The organism is Novosphingobium guangzhouense, from assembly GCF_002896965.1.
GTDB lineage: Bacteria > Pseudomonadota > Alphaproteobacteria > Sphingomonadales > Sphingomonadaceae > Novosphingobium > Novosphingobium guangzhouense.
In genome coordinates, this window is record NZ_LYMM01000040.1 from 219,837 (window position 1) to 243,165 (window position 23,329).

21 protein-coding genes are annotated in these 23,329 nt (G+C 65.6%); 8 read left to right on the forward strand and 13 right to left on the reverse strand.

Annotated elements, in window-relative coordinates:
• Positions 1 to 18: 18 nt before the first annotated feature.
• From lnt to hisS, 5 genes are all read right to left on the reverse strand, one after another.
• Positions 19 to 1,668 (reverse strand): apolipoprotein N-acyltransferase, encoded by a 1,650-nt coding sequence (gene lnt, locus A8V01_RS15420; protein WP_211295028.1) that lies wholly within the window; start codon positions 1,666 to 1,668, stop codon positions 19 to 21.
• A 75-nt stretch (positions 1,669 to 1,743) separates the two neighbouring features.
• Positions 1,744 to 2,664, reverse strand: a complete 921-nt coding sequence (locus tag A8V01_RS15425) for a DUF4167 domain-containing protein (protein ID WP_103096702.1) — start codon at positions 2,662 to 2,664, stop codon at positions 1,744 to 1,746.
• A gap of 271 nt (positions 2,665 to 2,935) precedes the next feature.
• Positions 2,936 to 3,793 carry a peptide chain release factor N(5)-glutamine methyltransferase gene (gene prmC / locus A8V01_RS15430; RefSeq protein WP_103096703.1) on the reverse strand — a complete coding sequence of 286 codons (858 nt, stop codon included), beginning with the start codon at positions 3,791 to 3,793 and terminating at the stop codon, positions 2,936 to 2,938.
• The gene (gene prfA / locus A8V01_RS15435) at positions 3,786 to 4,856 is read right to left on the reverse strand and encodes a peptide chain release factor 1 (RefSeq protein WP_103096704.1); all 1,071 of its coding nucleotides are present in this window, start codon (positions 4,854 to 4,856) and stop codon (positions 3,786 to 3,788) included. The genes prmC and prfA overlap by 8 nt, the downstream gene beginning before the upstream one ends.
• Complete coding sequence (gene hisS, locus A8V01_RS15440) at positions 4,853 to 6,106, reverse strand: histidine--tRNA ligase (RefSeq protein ID WP_103096705.1); 1,254 nt, start codon at positions 6,104 to 6,106, stop codon at positions 4,853 to 4,855. The genes prfA and hisS overlap by 4 nt, the downstream gene beginning before the upstream one ends.
• Before the next feature lie 102 nt (positions 6,107 to 6,208).
• On the opposite strand from hisS, the gene A8V01_RS15445 reads away from it, so the two are divergent.
• Entirely contained in the window at positions 6,209 to 8,149 is a 1,941-nt protein-coding gene (locus A8V01_RS15445) for a M61 family metallopeptidase (RefSeq protein ID WP_103096706.1), read from the forward strand.
• 185 nt (positions 8,150 to 8,334) lie between these two features.
• Positions 8,335 to 8,883 (forward strand): inorganic diphosphatase, encoded by a 549-nt coding sequence (ppa, locus tag A8V01_RS15450; protein ID WP_103096707.1) that lies wholly within the window; start codon positions 8,335 to 8,337, stop codon positions 8,881 to 8,883.
• 82 nt (positions 8,884 to 8,965) lie between these two features.
• Here ppa and A8V01_RS15455 read toward each other — a convergent pair whose 3' ends face one another.
• Together A8V01_RS15455 and A8V01_RS15460 are read right to left on the reverse strand one after the other, a co-directional pair.
• Positions 8,966 to 9,715, reverse strand: a complete 750-nt coding sequence (locus A8V01_RS15455) for an SDR family NAD(P)-dependent oxidoreductase (protein ID WP_103096708.1) — start codon at positions 9,713 to 9,715, stop codon at positions 8,966 to 8,968.
• A 127-nt stretch (positions 9,716 to 9,842) separates the two neighbouring features.
• A complete protein-coding gene (locus A8V01_RS15460) occupies positions 9,843 to 10,922 on the reverse strand; it encodes an AraC family transcriptional regulator (protein ID WP_103096709.1) in 1,080 nt (359 codons plus the stop codon).
• A gap of 125 nt (positions 10,923 to 11,047) precedes the next feature.
• On the opposite strand from A8V01_RS15460, the gene A8V01_RS15465 reads away from it, so the two are divergent.
• Positions 11,048 to 12,145, forward strand: a complete 1,098-nt coding sequence (locus A8V01_RS15465; RefSeq protein ID WP_146037280.1) for a hypothetical protein — start codon at positions 11,048 to 11,050, stop codon at positions 12,143 to 12,145.
• A gap of 82 nt (positions 12,146 to 12,227) precedes the next feature.
• The gene (locus A8V01_RS15470; protein WP_103096711.1) at positions 12,228 to 13,079 is read left to right on the forward strand and encodes a sulfurtransferase; all 852 of its coding nucleotides are present in this window, start codon (positions 12,228 to 12,230) and stop codon (positions 13,077 to 13,079) included.
• A gap of 63 nt (positions 13,080 to 13,142) precedes the next feature.
• Here A8V01_RS15470 and A8V01_RS15475 read toward each other — a convergent pair whose 3' ends face one another.
• The 4 genes from A8V01_RS15475 to A8V01_RS15490 form a co-directional block, all read right to left on the reverse strand.
• Positions 13,143 to 13,688: a glutathione peroxidase gene (locus A8V01_RS15475; RefSeq protein ID WP_103096712.1), complete on the reverse strand. Its 546-nt coding sequence runs from the start codon at positions 13,686 to 13,688 to the stop codon at positions 13,143 to 13,145.
• Positions 13,689 to 13,790: 102 nt separating this feature from the next.
• Entirely contained in the window at positions 13,791 to 14,477 is a 687-nt protein-coding gene (locus tag A8V01_RS15480; RefSeq protein WP_103096713.1) for a glutathione S-transferase family protein, read from the reverse strand.
• A 105-nt stretch (positions 14,478 to 14,582) separates the two neighbouring features.
• Positions 14,583 to 15,233: a CoA transferase subunit B gene (locus tag A8V01_RS15485; RefSeq protein ID WP_103096714.1), complete on the reverse strand. Its 651-nt coding sequence runs from the start codon at positions 15,231 to 15,233 to the stop codon at positions 14,583 to 14,585.
• Positions 15,233 to 15,940 (reverse strand): CoA transferase subunit A, encoded by a 708-nt coding sequence (locus tag A8V01_RS15490; RefSeq protein ID WP_103096715.1) that lies wholly within the window; start codon positions 15,938 to 15,940, stop codon positions 15,233 to 15,235. Before A8V01_RS15490 ends, A8V01_RS15485 begins: the two co-directional genes overlap by 1 nt.
• Before the next feature lie 96 nt (positions 15,941 to 16,036).
• On the opposite strand from A8V01_RS15490, the gene A8V01_RS15495 reads away from it, so the two are divergent.
• From A8V01_RS15495 to A8V01_RS15505, 3 genes are all read left to right on the forward strand, one after another.
• Positions 16,037 to 16,915, forward strand: coding sequence for a LysR family transcriptional regulator (locus A8V01_RS15495; RefSeq protein WP_103096716.1), 879 nt, complete (start codon positions 16,037 to 16,039; stop codon positions 16,913 to 16,915).
• A 129-nt stretch (positions 16,916 to 17,044) separates the two neighbouring features.
• Positions 17,045 to 17,818, forward strand: a complete 774-nt coding sequence (locus A8V01_RS15500) for a universal stress protein (protein ID WP_103096717.1) — start codon at positions 17,045 to 17,047, stop codon at positions 17,816 to 17,818.
• Positions 17,819 to 18,381: 563 nt separating this feature from the next.
• The gene (locus A8V01_RS15505; protein WP_103096718.1) at positions 18,382 to 20,691 is read left to right on the forward strand and encodes a CDC48 family AAA ATPase; all 2,310 of its coding nucleotides are present in this window, start codon (positions 18,382 to 18,384) and stop codon (positions 20,689 to 20,691) included.
• Between the two features lie 96 nt (positions 20,692 to 20,787).
• Here A8V01_RS15505 and A8V01_RS15510 read toward each other — a convergent pair whose 3' ends face one another.
• Entirely contained in the window at positions 20,788 to 21,546 is a 759-nt protein-coding gene (locus A8V01_RS15510; RefSeq protein WP_146037281.1) for a hypothetical protein, read from the reverse strand.
• A 122-nt stretch (positions 21,547 to 21,668) separates the two neighbouring features.
• Between A8V01_RS15510 and A8V01_RS15515 the strand changes: the two genes are divergently transcribed.
• Positions 21,669 to 22,031: a hypothetical protein gene (locus A8V01_RS15515; RefSeq protein WP_103096720.1), complete on the forward strand. Its 363-nt coding sequence runs from the start codon at positions 21,669 to 21,671 to the stop codon at positions 22,029 to 22,031.
• 138 nt (positions 22,032 to 22,169) lie between these two features.
• Here the strand turns inward: A8V01_RS15515 and A8V01_RS15520 are convergent, their stop codons facing one another.
• Positions 22,170 to 23,294 (reverse strand): mechanosensitive ion channel family protein, encoded by a 1,125-nt coding sequence (locus tag A8V01_RS15520; RefSeq protein ID WP_103096721.1) that lies wholly within the window; start codon positions 23,292 to 23,294, stop codon positions 22,170 to 22,172.
• Positions 23,295 to 23,329: the final 35 nt, after the last annotated feature.

A 23,329-nucleotide genomic window follows, 5' to 3' on the forward strand; every position in this document is an offset into this window, starting at 1 on the left:
TTTATGTGAGTGCGCGGTCTAGACCCGACGGCGACCGAGTGCAACCACGCAAAGCGCAACCGCCATCAACAGCGCGGCAAGCGCCAGTGGCAGGACGTTGCCCAGCCGGGCGAAAAGCGTAGGCGCATGTGCCTGCGGGATCATCCCGTCGAGACGCCCGGCACGGTGGCGCGGAACGAAGGCCCGCACGATGCCGTCCGCGTCGATCACGGCGCTGATCCCGGTGGTGGTGGAACGCAGGACGGGCAGCCCTTCCTCGATCGCGCGAAGGCGGGCCTGCGCCAGATGCTGGGGCGGCCCCCATGCCCCGAACCAGCCGTCGTTCGAAGGGTTGAAGATATAGTCGGGCCGGTTGGCCGGATCGACGACCTGTCCGCTGAAGATGATCTCGTAACAGATCTGGACGCCCGCCTTGCCATAAGCGCCGAAATCGATCGTGCGTGCGCCCGGCCCCGGCACGAAGTCCAGTTGCCCCGCGACGAGGCGGCTGAGGCCGATCGGCTCAAGCAGCCAGCGCATCGGCAGGTATTCGCCATAAGGCACCAGATGCGCCTTGGAATAACCGGCCAGGATCGCGCCGCTGCCATCGATCGCCGTCACCGAATTGCGTGCCGCCTTCTCTTCATCCCCGTCCATGACGAGATCGACGGCCCCGGTCATCAGCAGGCCGTAAGGGCCCACCACCCGGCCAAGCCGCTGGCGCGCGATCACGGGGTCGCTGGCATACGTGTAGATACGGTAAAGATAGCTGGGATATCCGTCGCGCAGGAAGTCGCCGAGCCCTGATTCCGGCCAGAACACCACGCGGCGGTCCCCGCGGTTGCGCGGCAGCGACAGCAGCGCAAGGCGTTGGAAATTGCGCTCGAAGTAGCGCGGATCGTCGATGAATTCCTGCCGGACGTCAGGCTGCACCAGCGTATAGCGCACCGCCCCCTCGCGTTGTGGGGGAGCAGGCGCGTGCATGGCAAGGCCAAGCCCCGCAGCCAGCACCGCCACGCCGATCGGCGCAAGCACTTTTCCGGCAGACAGCCGGGCCATCATTCCCGGCACGCCAGAAAGCAGCACAAGCACCCCGGAAAGCCCGTAAGTCCCGATCCACGGCGTCAGCACGGCCAGCCCCCGGCTCTCGAACCCGCCCAGCAGCGCGATACCCAGCGGGTTCCAGGCAAAGCCGGTGAACAGCCACGCCCGCACCCATTCGGTCACGATCCAGGTGGCGCCAAGGGCAATGGCAAACGCCGCGAAACTACGTCCATCTGGATGACGGTCAGGGCGCGCCACCAGCCAGCCGGCCAGCATCGCCACGGCAGGAAACAGCGCAAGGTAAAGCGCCAGCAGCACCACCGCGATCATCCCCAGCCATGCGGGCATGTTCGCCTGATAGGTGAAGGCGGTCGCGATCCAGTTGTTGCCAAGGGTGAAGTGGCCAAGGCCGAAGCACCAGCCCAGTAGGAAGACCTGCCGCCCCGTCCGTGCGCGCACCGCCAGTTCGATCAGCCAGGCAATGGCGATCAGGGTCAGTGGCCAGAGCGCAAGGGGCTGGAACCCGCAGGCCGCAAGCGCGCCCGCGGCAATTGCCGCCAGCGCACGGGCACCCGGCCGCGGGGGCACGGCCAGGGCAAGGGTTCTGAAGAAGGGCGAAGCGTACCGGTCGGACTGCATCGCCATGGGCTTGTAAGCCCGACCCGGCGCGACGCAAGGGACCAGTTACGGTCCCTTTGCGTAAGCGCCGGGGAAAGAGGTTCAGCCTTCGACGGCCTCGGGAGCGGCCTCGTCACCGGTGGCAGCCTTGCGGGTGCGGCGGCGGCGGGGCTTTTCCTCGGGTGCGGCTTCCACATCGGCGGCCGGAGCCGCGTCAGCTGCAGCGGCTTCGGCAGGCGCGGCCTTGGGCGTGCGCTTGCGGGTCGGCTTGGCGGAGATCGCGGGCGGAAGCGCTGCGGCGTCGAAGCCGGCAGGCTCTTCCTGTGCGGCGGAAGCGGGAGCAGCCTCGACCGGTGCCTGATCGGCATCGCCGCGACCTTCGCCGGCTTCGTCACGACGCGGGCCGCGCGGCTTGCGCTGCTTCAGGCCGCGCGATGCACGGTTGTCGCGCACGAAGGGGTTTTCCGCCGGTTCGTAGACGTTGCCTTCGGCATCGCTGCTCGCTTCGGAGGCAGACTGCTGGGCATCATCCACGACAGGATCGGCGGCGCGCGGTGCGTGATTGTGGTCACCGCGCTGATCGTTGCGCTGATCGTTGCGGTGATCATTACGGGGCTCACCGCGCTGCTCGTACTGGCGCGGTTCGCGTTCGGGACGCGGGGCGCGCTCTGCCGGGGCCGAGGGTGCTTCGCCGTAAGGATCGTCGTAAGCGGCGTAGTCGTCGCTGTAATCGCTCTGACGGTGATCGTCGCGGCGCGGCTGGTTGGGCTGGCGAGCCTCTTCCTGGCGCTGCTTCTGGTCGGCGATGACGCGGAAGTAATGGTCCGCGAACTGGAGGTAATATTCCTCCGTCACACGATCACCATTGAGATGCGCGTCATGCGCAAGCTTCCGGTACTTTTCCAGAAGCTGCGGCGCATTGCCACGGGCCCTGCTGTCGATCCGGTTGGTCTGCTGACCGCCCTGCTGGCGGTTGTTACCGCGGCCGCGCCGACGGTTGTTACCACGATTGTTGTTATTCAAGGGATGACTTTCCTCAAAACCCCGGGCTTCAAAACCCTGGCAAATTCCGGTTCCGAATCGGGTGTCGGCCCGATCAGCCCGGATTGCCGCACGTCACATAATCTCGGCCGGCCCCCCGGCCGCCGCGATTTTCCCCATCTGCCCTGTCGGTAGCGTTGACGCCGCCGACTGCTTGCAAATGCTGGAGGCGAACCGGGTATGGGAAATCATCGTCCATCGGCCGGTTCGCAGTAATCATTAGGGGTTCCAGAGCCCGATTCCAAGAGGAAACTTACGGATCAAGTGCGTTTGTCCCCGAAAACGCGACGACGCGATCGCGGCCGCCCAGATCGCGGTGAACGCTGGAAATCAACCCCACCCCGGCGCCGATCGCCGCTACGGCTTCGGCCTGGCGCCAGCCGATCTCCACCATCGCCGCCGCGCCGGGCGCCATCAGGTCCGGCAGTTGCGGCACCAGAATCCGGTAATCATCAAGCCCTTCCGGCCCGGAGAACAGCGCGCCCGCCGGTTCGAAGGCCCGCACCGAGGTATCGAGTTCGGCCGCATCCTCCACATAAGGCGGGTTGGCGAGAATCAGGTCGAACCGGCCCAGATCGGCCGACCATCCGGGCCGGGTCCAGTCGGCTAGCAGCAGCCGCGCGGCCGGGGCGTGACGATCGGCATTGGCCTGCGCCACCGCCAGCGTTTCAGCCGAGCGATCGATGGCGACGCCTTCCGCTTCGGGCCATACCGACAGCGCCGCCAGCAGCAGCGCGCCCGTTCCGGTGCCAAGGTCAAGGATGCGCGCGGGCGACCGCCCGGCGAACGCCTCGCGCGCGGCCTCGATCAGCGTTTCGGTATCGCCGCGCGGGATCAGCGTGGCCGGGCTGACATCCAGTTCAAGCCCGTAGAATTCCGCCTTGCCGGTAATGTAGGCGACCGGTTCATGCGCCGCCCGGCGGGAGACAAGAGCGGAAAAGCTCTGCGGCACCGGGTCGCGCATCCGGCCAAGCAAGAGTTGTGAACGGGTCGCGCCCAGCGCGTGCGCCATCAGGACTTCGGCGTCGAGACGGGCGGTATCGCTGGTTTCCGAAAGGCGCAGCGCCGCATCGCGGATGGCTTCGGCGACAGTCAATGCGCCCTTATCCACTCAGGGCCGCCAGCCGCTTGGCCTCGTCCTCGGCGATGAGGGCATCGACCAGTTCGGCAAGGCCGGGGCCTTCGAGCACTTCGGGCAGGCGGTGCAGCGTCAGGTTGATGCGGTGATCGGTGACGCGCCCTTGCGGGAAGTTGTAGGTCCGGATGCGCTCCGAACGATCGCCGGACCCGACCATCGCCTTGCGCGCCTCGGCCTCGGCGCCCTGCGCCTCGTCGCGCATCTTCTCGTAAAGGCGCGCGCGCAGCACCTGCATGGCCTTGGCCTTGTTCTTGTGCTGGCTGCGCTCGTCCTGGCAGGTCACCACCAGGCCGGTGGGCAGGTGAGTGATGCGTACCGCCGAATCGGTGGTGTTGACGTGCTGCCCGCCCGCGCCCGACGCGCGGTAGATATCGATCTTGAGATCCTTGTCCTCGATCGCCACGTCGACTTCGGTCGGTTCAGGCAGGACCGCGACGGTGGCCGCAGAGGTATGAATACGCCCGCCCGATTCGGTCACCGGCACGCGCTGTACGCGGTGAACGCCGCTTTCGAACTTCAGCTTGGCGAAAACGCCCGATCCGGTGACATTGGCGACGACTTCCTTGAAGCCGCCCACGTCGCTGGCGTTGGCGCTGACCATCTCCACCCGCCAGCCCTGCTCTGCCGCGTACTTTTCGTACATGCGGTAGAGGTCGGCGGCGAACAGCGCGGCTTCGTCCCCGCCGGTGCCGGCGCGGATTTCCAGCATCGCCGGGCGCACGTCGGCCGCATCGCGCGGCAGCATGGCGATGGCAAGGCGGCGTTCAGCCTCAGGCAGTTCGGCCTTGAGCCGCGCGGCTTCCTCTGCGGCCAGCGCACGCATTTCAGGGTCGGGGTCTTCAAGGTTCAGCAGCGATTCGAGTTCGCCGCGCATCGACACCACTTCGGCGGCGGCGCGCGCGACCGGCTCAAGCTCGGCATAATCGCGGCTGGCGGCCACGAAAGCCTCGCCCTCCAGCGTTCCCGAAGCCAGGCGCGCCTCCAGCTCGGCCAGACGGCCACCCAACTGGGCAAGGCGAACGTCGGATATGCTCACGGCTGGACGGTCACCAGCACCTGCTCCACCGCCAGCCGCGCCGGGGTGGTTTCACCCGCGCGCAGGTTGGCGACGGGCACGCCGTCCTTGACCACGAAGGAAACGATCGCCTTCGCGCCCGACTTCACCGCCTTGTCGAAACGCTTGCGCGGGCTGCCGGTGGCGATGATTTCCGCATCGATACCCTGATGGCGCAGCGCGGTCAGCGTCTTGAGCGCGAAGCCCAGCGCCGCGTCGTCTTCCACCGCCAGCATCGCGGTCAGCGGCGCTTCGGCGGTCTGCCCCGCATCGGCCACCAGCATGGCAAGCCGCTCGATCCCCGCGGCCCAGCCGACTGCCGGAGTTTCGGGCCCGCCCAGCGCCACCATCAGCCCGTCATAACGACCGCCGCCCAGCACCGTGCCCTGCGCGCCAAGGCGGTCGGTCACGAATTCGAAGGCGGTGTGGCGATAGTAATCGAGCCCGCGCACCAGCGCCTCGGCGCGGGTCCAGGCGACGCCCGCCGCATCGAGGCCCGAAGTCACCGCGCCGAAGAAATCCTGCGCTTCGGCCGAAAGGTAATCGTCGATCTTGGGTGCATCGGCGGTGAAGGGCTTGTCGCGCGGGTCCTTGGAATCGAGGATGCGCAGCGGGTTGCGCTCCAGCCGGTCCTGCGAATCTTCCGACAGTTCGGCCTTGTGCGCACGGAAGTATTCGACCAGCGCGGCGCGCCATGCCTCGCGGCTTTCGCCATCGCCCAGCGTGTTGAGCTGCAGCGTCACGCCATCGGCAATGCCCAGTTCCTTGAGCAACTGGTCGGCCATGACCAGCAGTTCCACATCGGCCATCGGTTCGGCCGCGCCGATCACTTCGGCGTCGATCTGGTGGAACTGGCGATAGCGCCCCTTCTGCGGGCGTTCATACCGGAACAGCGGCCCGTGCGTGGCGACCTTGAGCGGCGCGAACTGCTTCCAGCCGTCGGTCAGGTAGGCGCGGGCGATGCCGGCGGTGAATTCGGGGCGCAGGGTCAGCGATTCGCCGCCGCGATCATCGAACGAATACATTTCCTTGGAGACCACGTCGGTCGTTTCGCCCAGCGAGCGGGAGAACACGGCGGTCTTCTCGAACACCGGCATTTCCACGCGGCGGAAGCGGTAGAGCTTGCGCACGCGCTCGAACGTCTCGACGACGTGGGCGAACGCCTCGGCGTCGGCGCCGAAAATGTCCTGGGTTCCGCGGATCGCCTGAGGCGTGGAAGGTGCATTGCTCATCGCGCGCGCTTAGCGGGATTGTTCGCGCACGAAAAGTGGCCCCGCCAATTTCAGCGGATTGGATGGTTGCCAAATGCGGCAACAAGCGCAAAGACCTGCGCAATGAAGAATCTGCTCATGGGCGCGACCCTCCTCACCTCCCTGCTGCTGTCGACTTCGGCCTTTGCTCAGGATGCCACCCGCTCCACCCCCATGGCCCCGCCGCTGCCGCCGGCCATGCCTGCCGCCAAGGACGTGCCCTATGCGGGCACCATCGGCCTGAACATCGATGCAAGCGACATTTCGCGCGGCGTCTACCGCGTCACCCAGACCATTCCGGTTGCCGCAGGGGCGCGCGACCTGATCCTGCTGCAGGCGGGCTGGCTGCCCGGCAACCATTCGGAAACCGGCCCTTACGGCCTGCTGGCCGACATTCACTTCTTCGCGGACGGCAAGGAGATCGCGTGGGTGCGTGACACCGTGGCCGTCAACGCCTTCCGCCTTGCGCTGCCCGAAGGCACCAGGACCGTCACCGCAAAGTTCGTCCACACATCGCCCCTGCAGTCGAGCGAGGGGCGCATCACGATGACGCAGGAAATGCTCAACCTGCAGTGGGAAAAGATGAGCCTTTACCCGGCGGGCTATTACACGCGCGGCATCACGTACAAGCCGACCGTGACCTTCCCCAAGGGCTGGCAGGTCTTCACCGCGCTCGACGGTTTCAGCCGCTCTGGCGACACCGTCAGCTGGAACGCCATCGATTTCGAGCGGCTGGTCGATTCGCCGATCTTCGCCGGTGTCCACGCACAGCGCTGGGATCTGGGCCAGAACGTGTTCATGGACGTGGTCGCGGACGAGCCGGACCTGCTGAAGATCGCGCCCGACCACCTGCAGACCTACCGCAACCTCGTGAACGAGGCGACGACCACCTTCGGGTCCAAGCACTTCGACCATTACGATTTCCTGCTTGCCCTGACCGACCGCATGGGCGGCATCGGGCTGGAGCACCATCGCTCCAGCGAAAACCAGCAGGAACCCACGTCCTGGACCGAATGGGACAAGATGGACTGGGACCGCAACGTCATCGCGCACGAATTCGTCCACAGCTGGAACGGCAAGTTCCGCCGCGGGGCCGATGCGTGGACGCCGGATTACCAGCAGCCGATGCAGAACACGATGCTGTGGGTCTACGAAGGCCAGACGCAGTTCTGGGGCTATGTGCTGGCCGCGCGTTCGGGCGTACAGTCGCGCGACATGGTCATGGCGATGTTCGCAACCGCTGCCGCCAAGTATGCGGAAGGCACGCCGGGCCGCTCGTGGCGCTCGGTCGAGGATACCGTCAACGCGCCGCAGCTGATGCGCCGCCGCCCGCTGCCCTATACCTCGCTGACCCGCTCGGAAGACTATTACGTCGAAGGCGCGCTGACCTGGCTGGAAGCTGACCAGATCATCCGCAAGGGCACGAAGGGCGCCAAGGGCCTCGACGATTTCGCCAAGGCCTTCTTCGGCGTGCGCGACGGCGACTGGGGCGAAGTTACCTATGACTTCGACGAAGTGGTGAAGGTGCTGAACGGCGTCTACGCCTATGACTGGGCCAGCTTCCTGCGCACCCGCCTTTACGACACCAACCAGCCCGCGCCGCTGAACGGCGTGCAGATGGCCGGCTACAAGCTGGTGTTCAAGGACAAGCCCAACCCTTACGAAAAGGGCATCGCCGAAGAACGCAAGACGCTGGACCTCACGTATTCGCTGGGCGTCACGCTGAACAAGGACGGCGATGTCACCGCAACCTTGTGGGACGGCCCCGCGTACAACGCAGGTATCGTCAATTCGACGAAGATCGTCGCCGTGGGCGGCCGCGCCTATTCGGCTGACGTGATCAAGGACGCGATCACCGCCGCCAAGACCGCGAAGACGCCGATCAGCCTGCTGGTCAAGCGCGGCGACCGCTATCAGACGATCGCGATCGATTATCACGGCGGCCTGCGTCACCCCTGGCTGGAAAGCACCACGCCGGGCAAGACCAACGGGCTCGACAAGCTGCTGACCGCCCGCACGAAGTAACGGCCGGTAAAAGATTCGCAGTCCCCGTACATGTCCTAAGGGCATGTCGGGACTGCGATTTCGTCCACAAACCGGGGCTGATCGTCTGAAATGGCTGTTGCGACGCAATAAAGGCGACGCTAAGCCCCCGCATCGTGATGCTCCCGGCACGTAAAAGGCCGCGCCCGTACTAAAGAAGGACAATTATGCGCATCGACATGATTCCCGTTGGCGACAACGCGCCGGAAAGCCTGAACGTCATCATCGAAGTTCCGGTCGGCGGCGAGCCGGTAAAGTACGAATTCGACAAGGCTTCCGGTGCGCTCTTCGTCGATCGCATCCTGCACACGCCGATGCGCTACCCGGCCAACTACGGCTTCGTGCCGCACACCCTTTCGCCCGATGGTGACCCGCTCGATGCGCTGGTCGTTGCCCGTTCGCCCTTCATTCCGGGCTGCGTGGTGAAGGTGCGCCCGATCGCCGTTCTCAACCTTGAGGACGAACACGGCGGCGACGAGAAGCTGCTGTGCGTGCCGATCAATTCGACCTTCCCGTACTATTCGCACGTGAACGAGAAGGAAGACCTGCCCGACATCGTCTACCAGCAGGTTGAACACTTCTTCACCCACTACAAGGATCTGGAGAAGGAAAAGTGGGTGCGCGTAGGCACATGGGGCAATGCCGCCGATGCCGCCCGCATCGTGCTGGAAGCGATCGAGCGCTACGAGGAATCGAAGCCCAAGGTCGAGGCCTGAGCACCACGCACAGTTCACTCTCCCATGTGAACAGGGGCCGGCAGCGCAAGCTGTCCGGCCCCTTCGCGTTTTTGCGCGCGTCTCAGCTCACCACGCGGCCGCCGTTGACGCCGATGGTCTGGCCGGTGACATAGCCCGAAGCCTCGTGGCACAGCCAGGCGCAGGCATTGGCGATATCGGCGGGTTCGCCCATGCGGCGCACCGGAATGGTCTGGAGCAGAACTTCAGTCGGGATCTGGAAGCGTTCGCGGTTGGCTTCCGACATGATCGTGCCCATCACCGAGCCCGGCGGGATGTTGTTCACGGTGATTCCGTAAGGCCCGAATTCCTGCGCCATCGAGCGCGTCATCGTCACCACCGCACCCTTGGACGAGGAATAGCAGATCATGTTGAGCGCGCCCGTCTGCGCGGAAGAGGACGAGACGTTGACGATGCGCCCCCACCCTGCGTCCTTCATGTCCTTGATCACCAGCTGGGTCATCACCATCGGCCCGCGCACGTTGATGGCATAGACGAAGTCCCAGCGTTCGTCGGTCAGTTCCTCGAACGGGGTGAAGTCGGTGACGCCCGCGTTGTTGACCAGGATCGAGATCGGCCCCAGCGCATCGCGGCACTTCGCCACAGCGGCTGCGGCCTGTTCGCGGCTGGAGATATCGGCGCCCAGCGCGATGGAAGTGCCCCCCGCATCCCTGATCGCCTGCACCGTCTCCGCGCAGCGTTCCTCATCAAGATCGAGCACGCCCACCGCGATACCGTCCTGCGCCAGCCGCTTGGAGCAGGCCGCGCCGATCCCGGCCGCAGCCCCGGTAACAATGGCAACACGGTAAGTCATGCATTCTCTCCTGAAGGTTTGCGCGCAGGCTTACCGGGAATCGCCGCACGCAGAAGCGTCAGCAGCCCAAGGCAGCGCAAAATCCGCCCCGGCGACGCGCATTCGCTTGTCCCAGCCGATCACCCGGTCAGCCGGAACGCGTCCTTGTGGCCAGCACGCGCCCCCTTGCGATACTCCCGATCGGTGCCGCCCCGGCGGCAGGAGACTGTGCCGCCGAAGGGCCAGGACCGACACGCCCGCCGGTCTGCCGCGCGTCTGCCAGCATCGCTCTGAACGCAGGCGACGGCGCGGCGGCCTCCCGCGCTTGCCGCGCCGCTTCGCGCATACGGCTGGGCGTGGTGCCGAAATGGCGACTGAACCGGCGGCTGAATGCGGCTTCGGAGCCATATCCGGCCAGTTCGGCGATCTCGGCCACTTTCATGCGCCCCAGTCGCAACAGGGAGGCGGCGTGTTCCATGCGATGTTCGGCCACGACTTCCATCGGTGCCTTGCCCGCCACGCCGGAAAACAGCGCGGCAAAGTTGGAACGCCCCATCCCCACGGCCCGCGCCAGAGAGGCGACGGTCCAGGGATGCGCCGGATTTGCCGCGATCAGTTGCATGGCCTCTGCAACCGCATCGCGCGCTTCGCCGGACAGGATGCCCCGGCAAGCCGGGTCCGCGCGCAAGGCCGCAATCATCAGCGCTTCGGCCAGCCGGGTAAGCAGCGCCGTCGCACCCGCGCCCATGCCTGCCTGCGCCCACGCATCGGCGCGCAGGACCGTTTCTGCGCCCCGCAGCACCGCCGGAAGGCCCGCGCGCCCGACGCCGTCCGGCCAGCTTGCCTGCAACCGCGCGCTCAGCACCCGTGCGGCGACGCGTCCTTCGCCGAAGCGGCGGGTGAGCGGCAGATCGGTATCCTCGTCCCGGCGCAAGACGTCATGCGTCGCGGCCACGGCATCGATGCCGGTCCGCAAGGCATGGGCTTCTCCCGAAAGCACCAGCGCCACCTCCCCCGGCCCCAACTGCGCCATCGCGCCACTGGCACAGGCCAGCCGCACACTGCCATGGATTACCGCGTGGACGAACACCGCATCGCCCCCCGCCACCGCGAAACCCGCGCGTTCCGCCAGATCGCCATAGCACCAGGTCCGCCCGGACAGGCGCAATTCGCCGAGAAGTTCGGACAGCGTCATCGCCGCATGGCCCATCTTGCCGGTAGCTAGCATCTTGCTCTCCCGCCGATCACTTGGACGATCGGTCTCGTGCCATCGAGGATATGGGATTGCGCAAGCCCGTCAATCGGGGCGACAACGCGCGCAACGAGAGAGGCGAGAGGGGAGGGACAAGCAGCGTGCGACAGGTCGAGATCACCATCGATGTCAGCGATGCGGCGGGTCTTGGCCGTAGCGCCGCAGTGCGCGCAACGGTGGTGCTGCCCGATGCCGCAGCGCTTCCCGAAAGCCCCGTGCTGTGCCTTGCCCTGCCAAGCAGCAGCTATGCGCGCGGCTATTACACCTGCGCATTGCCGGGTCCGGCAAGGGACGCAGGCGCACAGGCGGCGTTCCACGCCGCGCGCGGGTGGATCTTCGCGGCGCTGGACTGGCCGGGATGCGACGGCACCGGCGATATCGACCCCGAAGACCTTGGCTATGCCGTGCTTGCCGCGGTTGCCCATGCCGCACAGTGCGAGATCTTGCTGCGGCTGGCCAATGGCGTGCTCGCCCCCGGCTATCCACCCGTCAGTCCAGCCTGCGTGATCGGCATCGGGCAGGCGCTGGGCGCCGCGCTGCTGATATACCAGCAGGCCCGCCATCGCAGCTTCGACGGCATCGGCGTGCTCGGCTTCAGCGCCATCCATGCTCATCCCGCAACTCCGCCGGGGGGCCGCCCCGTCACCGTCGCCTGGTATCCGCGCGATGCCCGGCTTGAGGAATGCCGCGAACCGCTCAATGCCGCCCTTCTCGCGCAGGCGGGGGACGCTGCCGCACAGGCGGCGTGGGAAGCGCTGGCCTGGGGCTTCCATCACGATGACGTGCCGCTTGACGTGGTCGAACAGGATCTTGCCCATTACGAAGGGATCGCCCGCTACGGCCAAAGTCGGGATCAGGGGCAGGATCAGACAGAGCTGGCCGACGCCCCCTCACCTCCCTGGTATGCGCGCCGCACGCCGCAACGCGCCGCGCGGTCCACGCTGACGCCGGGCATCGTCGCTTCGGAAGCCGCAGCGATCACCGTTCCCGTGCTGACCGCGATGGGCGAGCGCGACCTTGTTCCCGATCCGCGCGCCGAACCGCGCGCCTACCCGTCGGCCACCAGCATCGACCTGTTCGTCTGCCCGCGCATGGGGCACGTCCACAATATGGCCAGAACCCGCGCACTGCTGTGGGAACGCATTCACATGTTTGGCGCGTTGTGCACCGCAATAAAATATATGGGCAGATCCACCTAAGTAATCGACAAATAGCGCTACCTCGTCCATCTGCCGTTGCTCACCAGAACATAGTTCCAGTGGCCAAAGGGCAAGGAAGACGATGGCATACGAAACGTTGATCACGGTCGACGCGCTCAGGGACATGCTCGCTGCCGGCGAAAACGTGCTGGTATTCGACTGCGAATTCGAACTTGGCAACCCGGACAAGGGGCCGGAAATCTACGCGAAGGGTCATATTCCGGGTGCGCGTTACGCTCACCTCGACGAAGATCTTGCTTCTCCGCCCGACGGATCGAACGGTCGCCACCCCCTGCCCGCCCGCGTCGCCATCGTCGCATGGCTGCGCGCGCAGGGGTTGCGCAAGGGCCAGCAGGTCGTCGCTTATGACAGCAACGGCGGCGCCTGGGCCGCTCGCCTCTGGTGGCTGCTGCGCTGGCTCGGCCACGCCCCGGTCGCCGTACTGGACGGGGGCAAGCCCGCATGGGTCGAAGCCGGCCTGCCGCTTGATCACGGGCTGTCGCCCGGCGCCACATCCGGCGATTTCGAGCCGGGCGAACCGCTGGTGCCCGAACCGGTAAGCGCGGCGAAAGTGCTGGGCAACATCGCACAGCCGACAGCGCAAGTGCTGGACGCCCGCGATCCTGCGCGCTTTGCCGGAACCCCCAACCCGCTGGACCCCGTCGCCGGGCATATTCCAGGCGCACGCAACCGGTTCTTCCGCGACAATCTGGACGCCGCCGGACACTTTCGCCCGGCGGCCGAACTTGCCGCCGATTTCAGCGCCTTGCTGGGGAATGCGCCGGCGATCCTGCAATGCGGATCGGGCGTGACCGCATGCCACAACGCGCTGGCCATGGCCGTGGCGGGGCTGCCCGTCGGGCAGCTTTACCCCGGATCGTGGAGCGAATGGATCGCCGACCCCGGCCGCCCCGTCGCCACGGGAGCGGAGTGATAGCGGTGCGCCCGGCCCCTGCGTGGGGCCGGACGCGACCCCGGTGTCACTTTGCCAACAACGTCACTTTGCCAGTTCAGCCTCGATCGCGCCGACCAGCAGCGGGTCCTGCGGCGCGGTGCCGGGAGCGAACCGACCCGCCACCGAACCGTCGCGCGCAATCAGGAACTTCTCGAAGTTCCACAGCACCTCCGGGTCTTCGTTCGGGGTCATGCCGTAGCCGCGGAACTTCTCCTTCATACCTTCGACGTCGCCCTGCTTGGTCGGCACCGCGTCGGTCAGCGCGGCGTAGAGCGGCTGCTTGGCATCGCCGGTGACGTCGGCCTTGGCGAAGAGCGGGAACGACACGCCATAGTTGACCGAGCAGAACTCGGCGATTTCCTCATGCGTGCCGGGTTCCTGCGCGCCGAAATCGTTGGCGGGGAAGCCCAGAACCTCGAAGCCCTTGTCCTTGTATTCACCGTAGATCGCCTCAAGCCCTTCGTACTGCGGGGTGAGGCCGCACTTGGACGCGACGTTGACGACCAGCAGCACCTTGCCGGCGTGCTCGCCAAGCGTATCGGCCTTGCCGTCGATGCGGGTGAGAGGGATGGAGGCGATATCGGCCATTGGAAATTCTCCCGGTTGATTGCGCAAGGGTTATGGGATGCCCGAATGACGCCCGCAAGGCCGTGGGGGCGATCCGCCGGGGAGCGGACAGAAGGAAGGGGTTCAGGCGCTCACCCGATAGTCGGCAATGATCTCTCCGGCCTCGGCGATCTCGGCCTCGTGGCTTTCCTCGCGCCAGGTTTCGGCAAGGGCTTCGGTTTCCCACTGCTGCATGGCCGGGTGCGCCAGCATGGCATCGACCCACGCCTGACCGCCACCGACATCAAGGCCATACGTGCGGATGCGGAAAGCCACCGGCGCATAGAACGCATCGACGGCGGTGAACTCTGCCCCGGCCAGCCATGGCCCACCGAACCGATCCAGCCCGTCCTCGAACAGTTCGCGCACCCGGTAGACCTCGCGCACCAGCGCGCCGCTCATCGGGCGGGGCTTGACCCGCACGCCCACGTTCATCGTGCAGGCGCTGCGCAAGGCGGGGAAACCGGCATGCATTTCGCACACCGCGCTCTGGGCGAAAGCGCGCGCGTCCGGCGCCTTGGGCCAGACGGTGGGATGGCGGTCCGCCAGATAGAGCGTGATGCCCAGCGAATCCCAGACGGTGCGTTCCTCGTCGATCAGCGCGGGCACCTGCCCGGTGGGCGAGAAGCTGCGGAACGCATCATAGTTCACCGGCATGGTGAAAGGCTCAAGCTCATCCTCGAACGGAATGGCCAGCGCCTTCATCAGCACCCACGGGCGCAGCGACCAGCTTGAATAGTTCCGGTTCGCGGTGATGAGGGTGTATGTCATGGATGGTCCCTTGCGAAGAGTGCGCGAGGGATAACGCGAAGTGGAAGCGCTGGCGAGAGGGCGCGATTTCCTCCCCGAGACAAGTCCGGGGAGGAATTTGCCGGATCAGCTGACGTAATGCGCCGTCGTCTTGGCCGCGACTTCTTCGGCCGTGACGCCGGGAGCGAGTTCGACCAACCTGAACGGGCTGTCGTGGTCCGGGCGCTGGAACACGGCGAGGTCGGTGATCACCATGTCCACCACGTTGCGTCCCGTCAGCGGCAGGGTGCAGGCGGGGATGAACTTGGGATCGCCGTTCTTGGAGGTATGCTCCATCACCACGATGATCTTCTTGACGCCCGCGACAAGGTCCATCGCGCCGCCCATGCCCTTGATCATCTTGCCGGGGATCATCCAGTTGGCGATATCGCCGTTCTCGGCCACTTCCATGGCGCCCAGCACGGTCAGGTCGATGTGCCCGCCGCGGATCATGCCGAAGCTGGTGGCGCTGTCGAAATAGGCAGAGTGCGGCAGTTCGCTGATGGTCTGCTTGCCCGCGTTGATCAGGTCGGGATCGACCTCGTCCGCGTAAGGGAACGGACCGATGCCCAGCATCCCGTTCTCGCTCTGCAAGGTGACGGTGATGTCGTCCGGCACATAATTGGCCACCAGCGTCGGGATGCCGATGCCAAGGTTCACATAGAACCCGTCCTGCAGTTCCTTCGCCGCGCGGGCGGCCATTTCATTGCGGTTCCAGCCTTTGGATTCCTGGGCCATCAGGCAGCTTCCCTTTCACGTGTGGTCGTGAACTCGATCTTCTTGTCGTAAGGCGCGCCCAGCACGATGCGCTGGACGAAGACGCCGGGCAGGTGGATCGCGTCGGGATCGAGGCTGCCGGTTGGGACGATCTCTTCCACCTCGACCACGCAGACCTTGCCGCAAGTGGCCGCAGGCACGTTGAAATTACGCGCGGTCTTGCGGAACACGACGTTGCCGGTTTCGTCCGCCTTCCAAGCCTTGACGATGGAAAGGTCCGCGAAGATGCCTTCCTCGAGGATGTAATCCTCACCCCGGAACTGCTTCACTTCCTTGCCTTCGGCCACTTGCGTGCCGACGCCGGTCTTGGTGTAGAAGCCGGGGATGCCTGCCCCGCCTGCGCGCATGCGCTCTGCCAGGGTGCCCTGCGGACAGAACTCCACCTCAAGCTCTCCGGCCAGGAACTGGCGTTCGAACTCCTTGTTCTCGCCCACGTAGGACGAGATCATCTTCTTCACCTGTTTGGTGCGCAGCAGCTTGCCGATGCCTTCGTTGTCGATACCGGCATTGTTGGACGCGAAGGTGAGATCCTTCACGCCCGCATCGCGGATCGCATCAAGCAGGCGCTCGGGAATGCCGCATAGGCCGAAACCGCCGCTGGCGATCAGCAGGCCGTCCTTGAGCACGCCTTCCAGCGCGGCCTGCGCGCTGGGATAGATCTTCTTCATCGAGGGCCATCCTCTTTGTTGTGTCGGTGGGAGGCTAGACAGCTTCTCCCATCACGAATAGCGATTGTTTTTTATCAGTTCCGATATGCAATAATTATGAAACGCATCGCTCTGTTCCATCTCGAAACGCTGATGTGGATCGATCGGCTCGGCACGTTCGCCGCTGCCGCCGCGCGTCTCAACACCACGCAGCCCGCGATCTCGGCTCGTGTGCGCGAGATCGAGGAACAGCTGGGCGTCCCCCTGTTCCAGCGCGAAGGGCGACGCATGGTGCTGTCCGCACGCGGACGGCGTCTGGTGAAGGCCAGCGAGCCGCTCTACCACGGGCTTGAACAGGTGCTGCTGGAGGCGAGCGACTTTGCAGGTGCCACCGCCGCCGTGCGCATCGGCTCGGGAGAGATCGCGGCGGCCAGCTGCGTGCCCGCCTTCATCCAGGCGATCGAGCGCGAGCGCCCCGGCGTGGCAATGGAAATCGAGATCGACCTGACCGCCCCCCTGCTCCAGCAACTGCTGACAGGCACGCGCGATATCGTGTTCCTAGCCGGGCCGGTGGCGAGCCCCGGAATGCGCACCGCGCCGATCGGCTCGGTCCAGCTGGTCTGGGCAGCGGGGGCCGAAGTGGCCGGGGCGGGCGGCTTCGCACGGCCCTTGCCGGTCTGGTCATTGCCGGACCATTCCCCGCTGCATGCGGTGACGCACCAGACGCTGGAGGCCCACGGCATCGTCCCGCGCGCGCTGCACACCTGCAACAACGTGCGCACCCTGATAGAGATCGTCGCCAGCGGACAAGGCGCGGCCGTGCTGCCCGAAACCATGGTGCGCGAACGCCTTGCCGCCGGACACCTGCACGAAATCCTGCCGCGCCCGCGCCACCACGTCCATTTCGAAGCCGCCATCCGCACGCGTGAACGCGATCCGGTGATCCTCGACCTGTTCGAACGCGCGCGCGGGCTTGCTATCGATAGCGCGCGCTGAACAGGCGCCGGACCTGCAACCCCGCGCGGCGCAAAACGTTCTTTGGACAGCAACAGAACGTTTTGATTCCGGTCATGGAAGCTGCGCTGTCACCGGGTTAGGCTGGCGGGGCAAAGAGGGAGAAAGACCATGCGCTCTATACTCGTCAATGCCGACCGCAAGCCGGGCAACGATGCCCGCCTGCAAACCGCCGTGGACATCGCGCGCCGCGAAAACGGCCATGTCACCGTGCTCGTCGATACGCCGGTCTCGCGGTACATCGCGATGGACCCGATGGGCGGCAGCTACGTGCTGACCGAAGCGCTCGACAAGGCGCTGGCCACGGATGACGAGATCGCCACCGCTGCCGAGGCGCGGCTGGCAGGGGCGGGCATTCCGTTCGAGGTTATCCGCTGCGAGGACGATCCCGTCACCGCCTTCGCTTATGCCGCGCGCCTGGCCGATCTCATCGTCGTGTCGCGCTCGGGCGGGCTGGCCGGAGATCTTGCGCTGCGCGCCCGTGCGCCGGTGCTGGCGCTGGCCGAAACCCCGCTTGCCATCCCGGTCGGCACCGCCTGCATCGGCTGGGACGGCGGCGAACAGGCGGCCGCCGCGCTGCGCGCTGCCGCTCCGCTGCTGGCGCAGTGTTCGTCGGTGAAGCTGGTCTGCGTGGTGGAGAAGGAAGGCGGCTTCCCCGCCGCCGACGCCCTGCGCTACCTGTCGCGCCACGGCATCAACGCCGAACTGGAAGAGCATGAGCGCCGCTCGTCGACTCAGGAGACGCTGGCGGCGGCTGTCGCCGGCACCGACCTGCTGGTGATGGGCGCCTACGGCAAGAATCGCGTCCGTGAGTTCCTGTTCGGCGGCGTGACCGAATTCTTCCTGACCGAGAAAAGCGCGCCGGCGCTGCTCCTCGCTCACTGATCCGTCGGACAGAAAAGCACTGCGGCGCCGCCCCGAAAGGGTCCGGCGCCGCTTTCGCATGGCCGGTTCGCAAGGGCGGAAAGCCAATATACTCAGCACGGTAAGTAATTATCGCGGCGCAGCAGGCAAAGGATTGCAGGGCATCGCTCCGGCGTTGCGATCTCTCGTATAGGTAAAGCGAAAACTGAATCGCGGTCAATTATCATACATGGGTGAAATCCTGACATTCCGTTCATTCGGGAAACGGTACTGCAACATTTTGCAACCTTTGTTGCAGGTTTCGCAATGCGTCCTATCCTTTTCGCACTTGCACAAAACCCGAGTCACAGGCATATAGACAGTGCCTTTCAGGCATCCTCTCCCAAAACTTCTACGGCCTGGTCGGTAACGACCGGGCCTTTTTTCTTGTCCGTGTAATGCGCGAAAAGAGCAGCGTTCCGGAGGAACACGTGCTCGGCGCAGGGGTTGGTTTGAAATCCCCGGTGGTGATACCCAGTTATCCGTCACCGCCCGGCAGATCAGCAGATGGCCGGGATCGGGATCGAGGAAGGAAAACCCCGCACATGGCGGATACCGACATCAAGACCGAAGACCGCACCGTCAGGCTGCAGGTCGCTGCCGCTCGTCAGGAAGAGAGCGGCCAGGGCATCGCCCGCCTTTCCCGCGCCTCGCTTTCAGAGATCGGCGCGCTTGAAGGCGACGTACTCGAAATCACCGGCAAGGCCGTCACCGTGGCCCGCGCCGTGCTGGCGTTCGAGGAGGACGAGGGGCTTTCCGTCATCCGCCTCGACGGTCTGCAGCGCGGCAATGCCGAGGTCGGCTCCGGCGACCACGTGACCGTGCGCAAGACCGATTCGCGCCCCGCGCAGCGCGTCGTCTTCGCGCCCGCGCAGAAGGACATGCGCCTGCAAGGCCCCTCTGCCGCATTGAAGCGCAACTTCTTCCAGCGCCCGATGGTGCAGGGTGACCTTGTTGCCACCACCGGCCAGCAGCAGGTCGCGGACATCCCGCCCCAGCTGCGCCGTATGTTCAACGCCCCCGCCTATGCGCTGACGCAGATCCGCCTCAACGTCGTCTCCACCACCCCGCGCGGTATCGTCCACATCGACGAGAACACCGAGGTGGAACTGCGCGAGACTTTCGAAGAGGCGCACGATGCCCGGGGCGACGTCAATTACGACGACGTCGGCGGCATGACCGACACCATTCGCCAGTTGCGCGAAATGGTGGAACTGCCGCTGCGCTATCCGGAGCTGTTCACCCGCCTTGGCGTCGCTCCGCCCAAGGGCGTGCTGCTGCACGGCCCGCCGGGAACCGGCAAGACGCGCCTTGCGCAAGCCGTCGCCAACGAAAGCGAGGCGCAGTTCTTCTCCATCAACGGCCCGGAAATCATGGGCTCGGGCTATGGCGAAAGCGAAAAGCACCTGCGCGAAGTGTTCGAGGAAGCGACCAAGGCGGCTCCCGCCATCGTCTTCATCGACGAGATCGATTCGATCGCCCCCAAGCGCGACCAGGTCCATGGCGAGGCGGAAAAGCGCCTCGTCGCCCAGTTGCTCACGCTGATGGATGGGATCGACAGCCGCGCGCACGTGGTCGTCATCGCCGCCACCAACCGGCCTGACGCCATCGATGAGGCCCTGCGCCGCCCCGGCCGGTTCGACCGCGAAATCGTCATCGGCGTGCCCGACGAAAAGGGCCGCCGCGAGATCCTGGGCATCCACACCCGCGGCATGCCGCTGAGCGAGCGTGTGGATCTTAACGAACTTGCCCGCACCACGCACGGCTTCGTCGGCGCCGACCTTGCCGCCCTGACGCGTGAGGCCGCGATCGAGGCAGTGCGCCGGATCATGCCCAAGCTGGACCTTGAAGCGCGCACGATCCCTGCCGAAGTGCTGGAAACCATCCGCGTCTACCGGGAAGACTTCGTAGAGGCCCTGAAGCGCGTCCAGCCGTCTGCCATGCGTGAAGTCATGGTGCAGGTGCCAAACATCGGCTGGGCCGATATCGGCGGTCTGGACGATGCGCAGATCAAGCTGAAGGAAGGCATCGAACTGCCGCTGAAGAACCCGGAAGCGTTCCACAAGCTGGGCATCCGCCCGGCCAAGGGCTTCCTGCTCTACGGTCCGCCCGGCACCGGCAAGACCCTGCTGGCCAAGGCCGTGGCGAAAGAGGCGGAGGCGAACTTCATCTCGATCAAGTCGTCAGACCTGCTCTCCAAGTGGTATGGCGAAAGCGAACAGCAGATCGCCCGCCTCTTTGCCCGCGCACGACAGGTGGCCCCTTGCGTGATCTTCATCGACGAGATCGACAGCCTCGTCCCCGCCCGCGGGATGGGCGGAGGCGGCGGGGAACCGCAAGTCACCGCCCGCGTGGTCAACACCATCCTTGCCGAGATGGACGGGATGGAGGAACTGCAATCGGTCGTCCTTGTCGGCGCCACCAACCGCCCGGCACTGGTCGACCCCGCCCTCCTGCGCCCCGGTCGCTTCGACGAACTGGTCTACGTCGGCACCCCCGACGCACCGGGCCGCGAACACATCCTAGGCATCCACACCAGCCGCATGCCGCTGGCCGAGGACGTGCGCCTGGGCGAAATCGCGGACCGCACGCAGCGCTTCACCGGGGCGGATCTGGAAGACGTGGTCCGCCGCGCCGGCCTGATCGCCATCCGCAAGCGCGGCGCCGAAGTGGAAGCTGTGACCATGCAGGACTTCGAGGAAGCCCTTGAAGACAGCCGCGCCACCGTGACCGAGGAAATGGAAGCCGAATACCAGCGCATGAAGGGCGAATTGAAAAAGCGCGCCATGGAAGTGACGCCGATCGGCTTCATCGCCCCCGGCATGGTGGAAAGCACAAGGGACCGCAAGCACTGACGCCTTGCGCCCGCTCCGCTTGCGGCGGGGCGGGAAGGAAACAATGCCGTGACGCAAAAGCCCGGTCGATACCGACCGGGCTTTTTAGCATTCGGGCTAGAATTCGTGCTGATAGGACACGCCGATGCGCTGGCGGCCGCCGAAGGTGTTGTCTACGTAACTGGCCCGGACGGCCACCGTGTCCTTCCCCGTCAGGTGATAGGACAGGCCCGCCGCAGCTGCCACGCCCGAAAAGCCGTGCGTTCCCTTGGTGTAATTACCCCCGCCCATGGCCGTGAGCCGCTCTGTCAGGGGACGCAGCACGAAAAGGCCGACATAGCCGCTGTTGCTGCTGACCTCGATGGGAATGCCGTCCTGCACGTCAAGGTCCGTCACGGCCTGCTTGCCCTTGGTATAAGTGTACCCGAAGGGCACGAATATCTGCCACTTCCCGGTCTTGAGCCCAAGGTTGCGCAGCGGCACGAACCCGCCCAGCGAATATCGCGTCTGGTGAACGCCCGATTCCAGCTCACTGCTGGCCGCCGAAAACGTGACGATCGCCACCGGCAACAGGTAGGACGCGCCAAGGGACCATTGACCCGACTTCGCCACGCGCCCGTTGAACTTCAACTTCGGGCCGATCGCTACAGAGCCCGAAGCGGAAAGTTCGTCCGCATAGGACACCCCGACCTTGGTAGCGATCTTCGTCGGATCCTCGGCAACTTTTTCCTGCTCTGGCGATGGCGTGGCGGTCGGCTCTTCGGCCCGGCAAGGCGTCGAAAATGCCATGGCTGCGGATGCGATGCCCCCGAATAAGGCGGCAAAACCAACCTGCCGGGATGGAAAACGGCGCTCCGGGTTGGAGGGCATGTGCATGAACCGGCTCCCTGTCGCCTGCCCACATGGCATTCGATTTCGCTTCAGAGTAGATCGCGAAGGCACGCCCCTCAAACCGGGTCAGCCCTGCCTTTGCCTGGGGGATATACCGAGCACGGGCCATGCCGGTCCCCGAAACCGTTTTCCTACAGGTGCCTGCGCATCATAATCTTACCGGCATGACCCAGATTCATGCACCGCAGCCCCCTCGACGGACCAACGCCGACTATCGCTGGACCAGAACGAAGATACACGCCTTCGTCACGGCACTGGCCCGAACCGGAGAAGTCGCCGCCGCCGCGCGCGAAGTGGGCATGTCGCGCCAGTCGGCCTATCGCCTGCGCGCGCGGCTTGGCCCGCAATTCGCGCAAGTCTGGAACGAAGGGCTGGCCTGGGCCGAAGAGCTGCGGCAGGAACGGCGGTTTCACAAGGTTACACCTCCGCCCCCGCAAGGTGACACTCAAGGTGACACATCCGTCGCCTAAGGTGACACATTTGCCCTGCAAGGTGACACTTCCGGCACGCAAGGTGACACTTTCGGCCCCGGAACGCCCCCAAGGTGCACCTTTTCCCTCTGGACCGTGTAACGTGTGTAAACCTGTCACCTTGCGACAGGTAGCACCTCAGTTCAGGATGCCCTTGCCCATCGCTTCCACCATCGAAGGGGCGGCGGCCAGCTCCATCGGGGCAACCTGCAACTGGCGGCGGCGGGCCAGCGCATCGGGCATCTCGCGGCGGATCCAGTCCATCATGCCTTCGCGGATCTCGCAGCGCAGGTCGAACAGCGTCGGTCCGTCCTTGGCGCTCATCAGCAGGCGCACTTCCAGCGTGGCGTCTCGGCAATCGGTGACCTGCAGGATCTGCGCACGCCCGTCGAACAGGCGGTGGGCCTTGATCTGGCGGGTATATTCCTCGCGGATCGGTGCGATATCGACGGCGTGGTCGAGATAGAGAAACACGGTGCCCAGCAACTGCGAGGTGCTTTTGGTCCAGTTCTGGAAGGTATCCTCCAGAAAGCGGTTGGACGGAACCACAAGGCGGCGATCGTCCCACAGCCGCACGACGACGTAAGTGGTGCGGATATCCTCGATCCGGCCCCATTCGCCGTCGAGGATGATGACGTCGTCGATGGAAATCGGCTCGGTCATCGCCATCTGGATACCCGCGATCAGCGCCTTGAGCGCGGGCTGCGCAGCGGCACCGACCGCCAGCGCGGCAAGACCAGCCGATGCCATCAGGGTGACCCCGATCTCCTTCACGCCGGGGATCGACGCCAGCATGCCCGATATAGTCAGGAACACGATCAGGAACGTGCCCAGCCGGCTCATGATGCCCAGCCGGGTACGGCGGCGGCGAGCGTTGCGGTTGTTCTCCACCGTGATGTCGGCCCGCACGATCATCGCTTCGATGAAAGCATGAAGGATGGCGATGGCCACCCAGCCGGTCAGCAGCGGCATGACGAAGGGCGCGAACCGCTCCCACACCGCCTCCAGAGCCGGAGCCTCACGCGCGGCCATCACCAAGCCGATGGCAATGAAGGCCCACCGCGTCGGCCGCTCCAGCCGGTTGACGACAAGGTCATCCGCGTCGCTGGCGCTGCCCCGCGCCACGCGCAAAAGCACGCGGAACAGCACCGTATGCGCCACCAGCGCAAAGACCACGCCGATCAGCGCGGCAATGATGGCGACCACGGGCCGTTCGGCCCAGTTCGGAAGGCCAGCGATGTGGCTCTCGATGAAGTCGATCATGCGAAGCAAACTATGCTGCAATGCAACAGTTTCGC

Excerpts from the sequence above, each read along its gene's own strand:
- A8V01_RS15475 (WP_103096712.1), bottom strand. The coding sequence starts at position 13,688 with ATGGCCGATATCGCCTCCATCCCTCTCACCCGCATCGACGGCAAGGCC.
- ppa (WP_103096707.1), top strand. The coding sequence starts at position 8,335 with ATGCGCATCGACATGATTCCCGTTGGCGACAACGCGCCGGAAAGCCTG.
- A8V01_RS15485 (WP_103096714.1), bottom strand. The coding sequence starts at position 15,233 with ATGGCCCAGGAATCCAAAGGCTGGAACCGCAATGAAATGGCCGCCCGC.
- A8V01_RS15510 (WP_146037281.1), bottom strand. The coding sequence starts at position 21,546 with ATGCACATGCCCTCCAACCCGGAGCGCCGTTTTCCATCCCGGCAGGTT.
- lnt (WP_211295028.1), bottom strand. The coding sequence starts at position 1,668 with ATGGCGATGCAGTCCGACCGGTACGCTTCGCCCTTCTTCAGAACCCTT.
- A8V01_RS15520 (WP_103096721.1), bottom strand. The coding sequence starts at position 23,294 with ATGATCGACTTCATCGAGAGCCACATCGCTGGCCTTCCGAACTGGGCC.
- hisS (WP_103096705.1), bottom strand. The coding sequence starts at position 6,106 with ATGAGCAATGCACCTTCCACGCCTCAGGCGATCCGCGGAACCCAGGAC.
- A8V01_RS15470 (WP_103096711.1), top strand. The coding sequence starts at position 12,228 with ATGGCATACGAAACGTTGATCACGGTCGACGCGCTCAGGGACATGCTC.
- A8V01_RS15455 (WP_103096708.1), bottom strand. The coding sequence starts at position 9,715 with ATGACTTACCGTGTTGCCATTGTTACCGGGGCTGCGGCCGGGATCGGC.
- A8V01_RS15460 (WP_103096709.1), bottom strand. The coding sequence starts at position 10,922 with ATGCTAGCTACCGGCAAGATGGGCCATGCGGCGATGACGCTGTCCGAA.
- A8V01_RS15500 (WP_103096717.1), top strand. The coding sequence starts at position 17,045 with ATGCGCTCTATACTCGTCAATGCCGACCGCAAGCCGGGCAACGATGCC.
- A8V01_RS15515 (WP_103096720.1), top strand. The coding sequence starts at position 21,669 with ATGCCGGTCCCCGAAACCGTTTTCCTACAGGTGCCTGCGCATCATAAT.
- A8V01_RS15490 (WP_103096715.1), bottom strand. The coding sequence starts at position 15,940 with ATGAAGAAGATCTATCCCAGCGCGCAGGCCGCGCTGGAAGGCGTGCTC.
- A8V01_RS15480 (WP_103096713.1), bottom strand. The coding sequence starts at position 14,477 with ATGACATACACCCTCATCACCGCGAACCGGAACTATTCAAGCTGGTCG.
- A8V01_RS15495 (WP_103096716.1), top strand. The coding sequence starts at position 16,037 with ATGAAACGCATCGCTCTGTTCCATCTCGAAACGCTGATGTGGATCGAT.
- A8V01_RS15505 (WP_103096718.1), top strand. The coding sequence starts at position 18,382 with ATGGCGGATACCGACATCAAGACCGAAGACCGCACCGTCAGGCTGCAG.
- A8V01_RS15445 (WP_103096706.1), top strand. The coding sequence starts at position 6,209 with ATGAAGAATCTGCTCATGGGCGCGACCCTCCTCACCTCCCTGCTGCTG.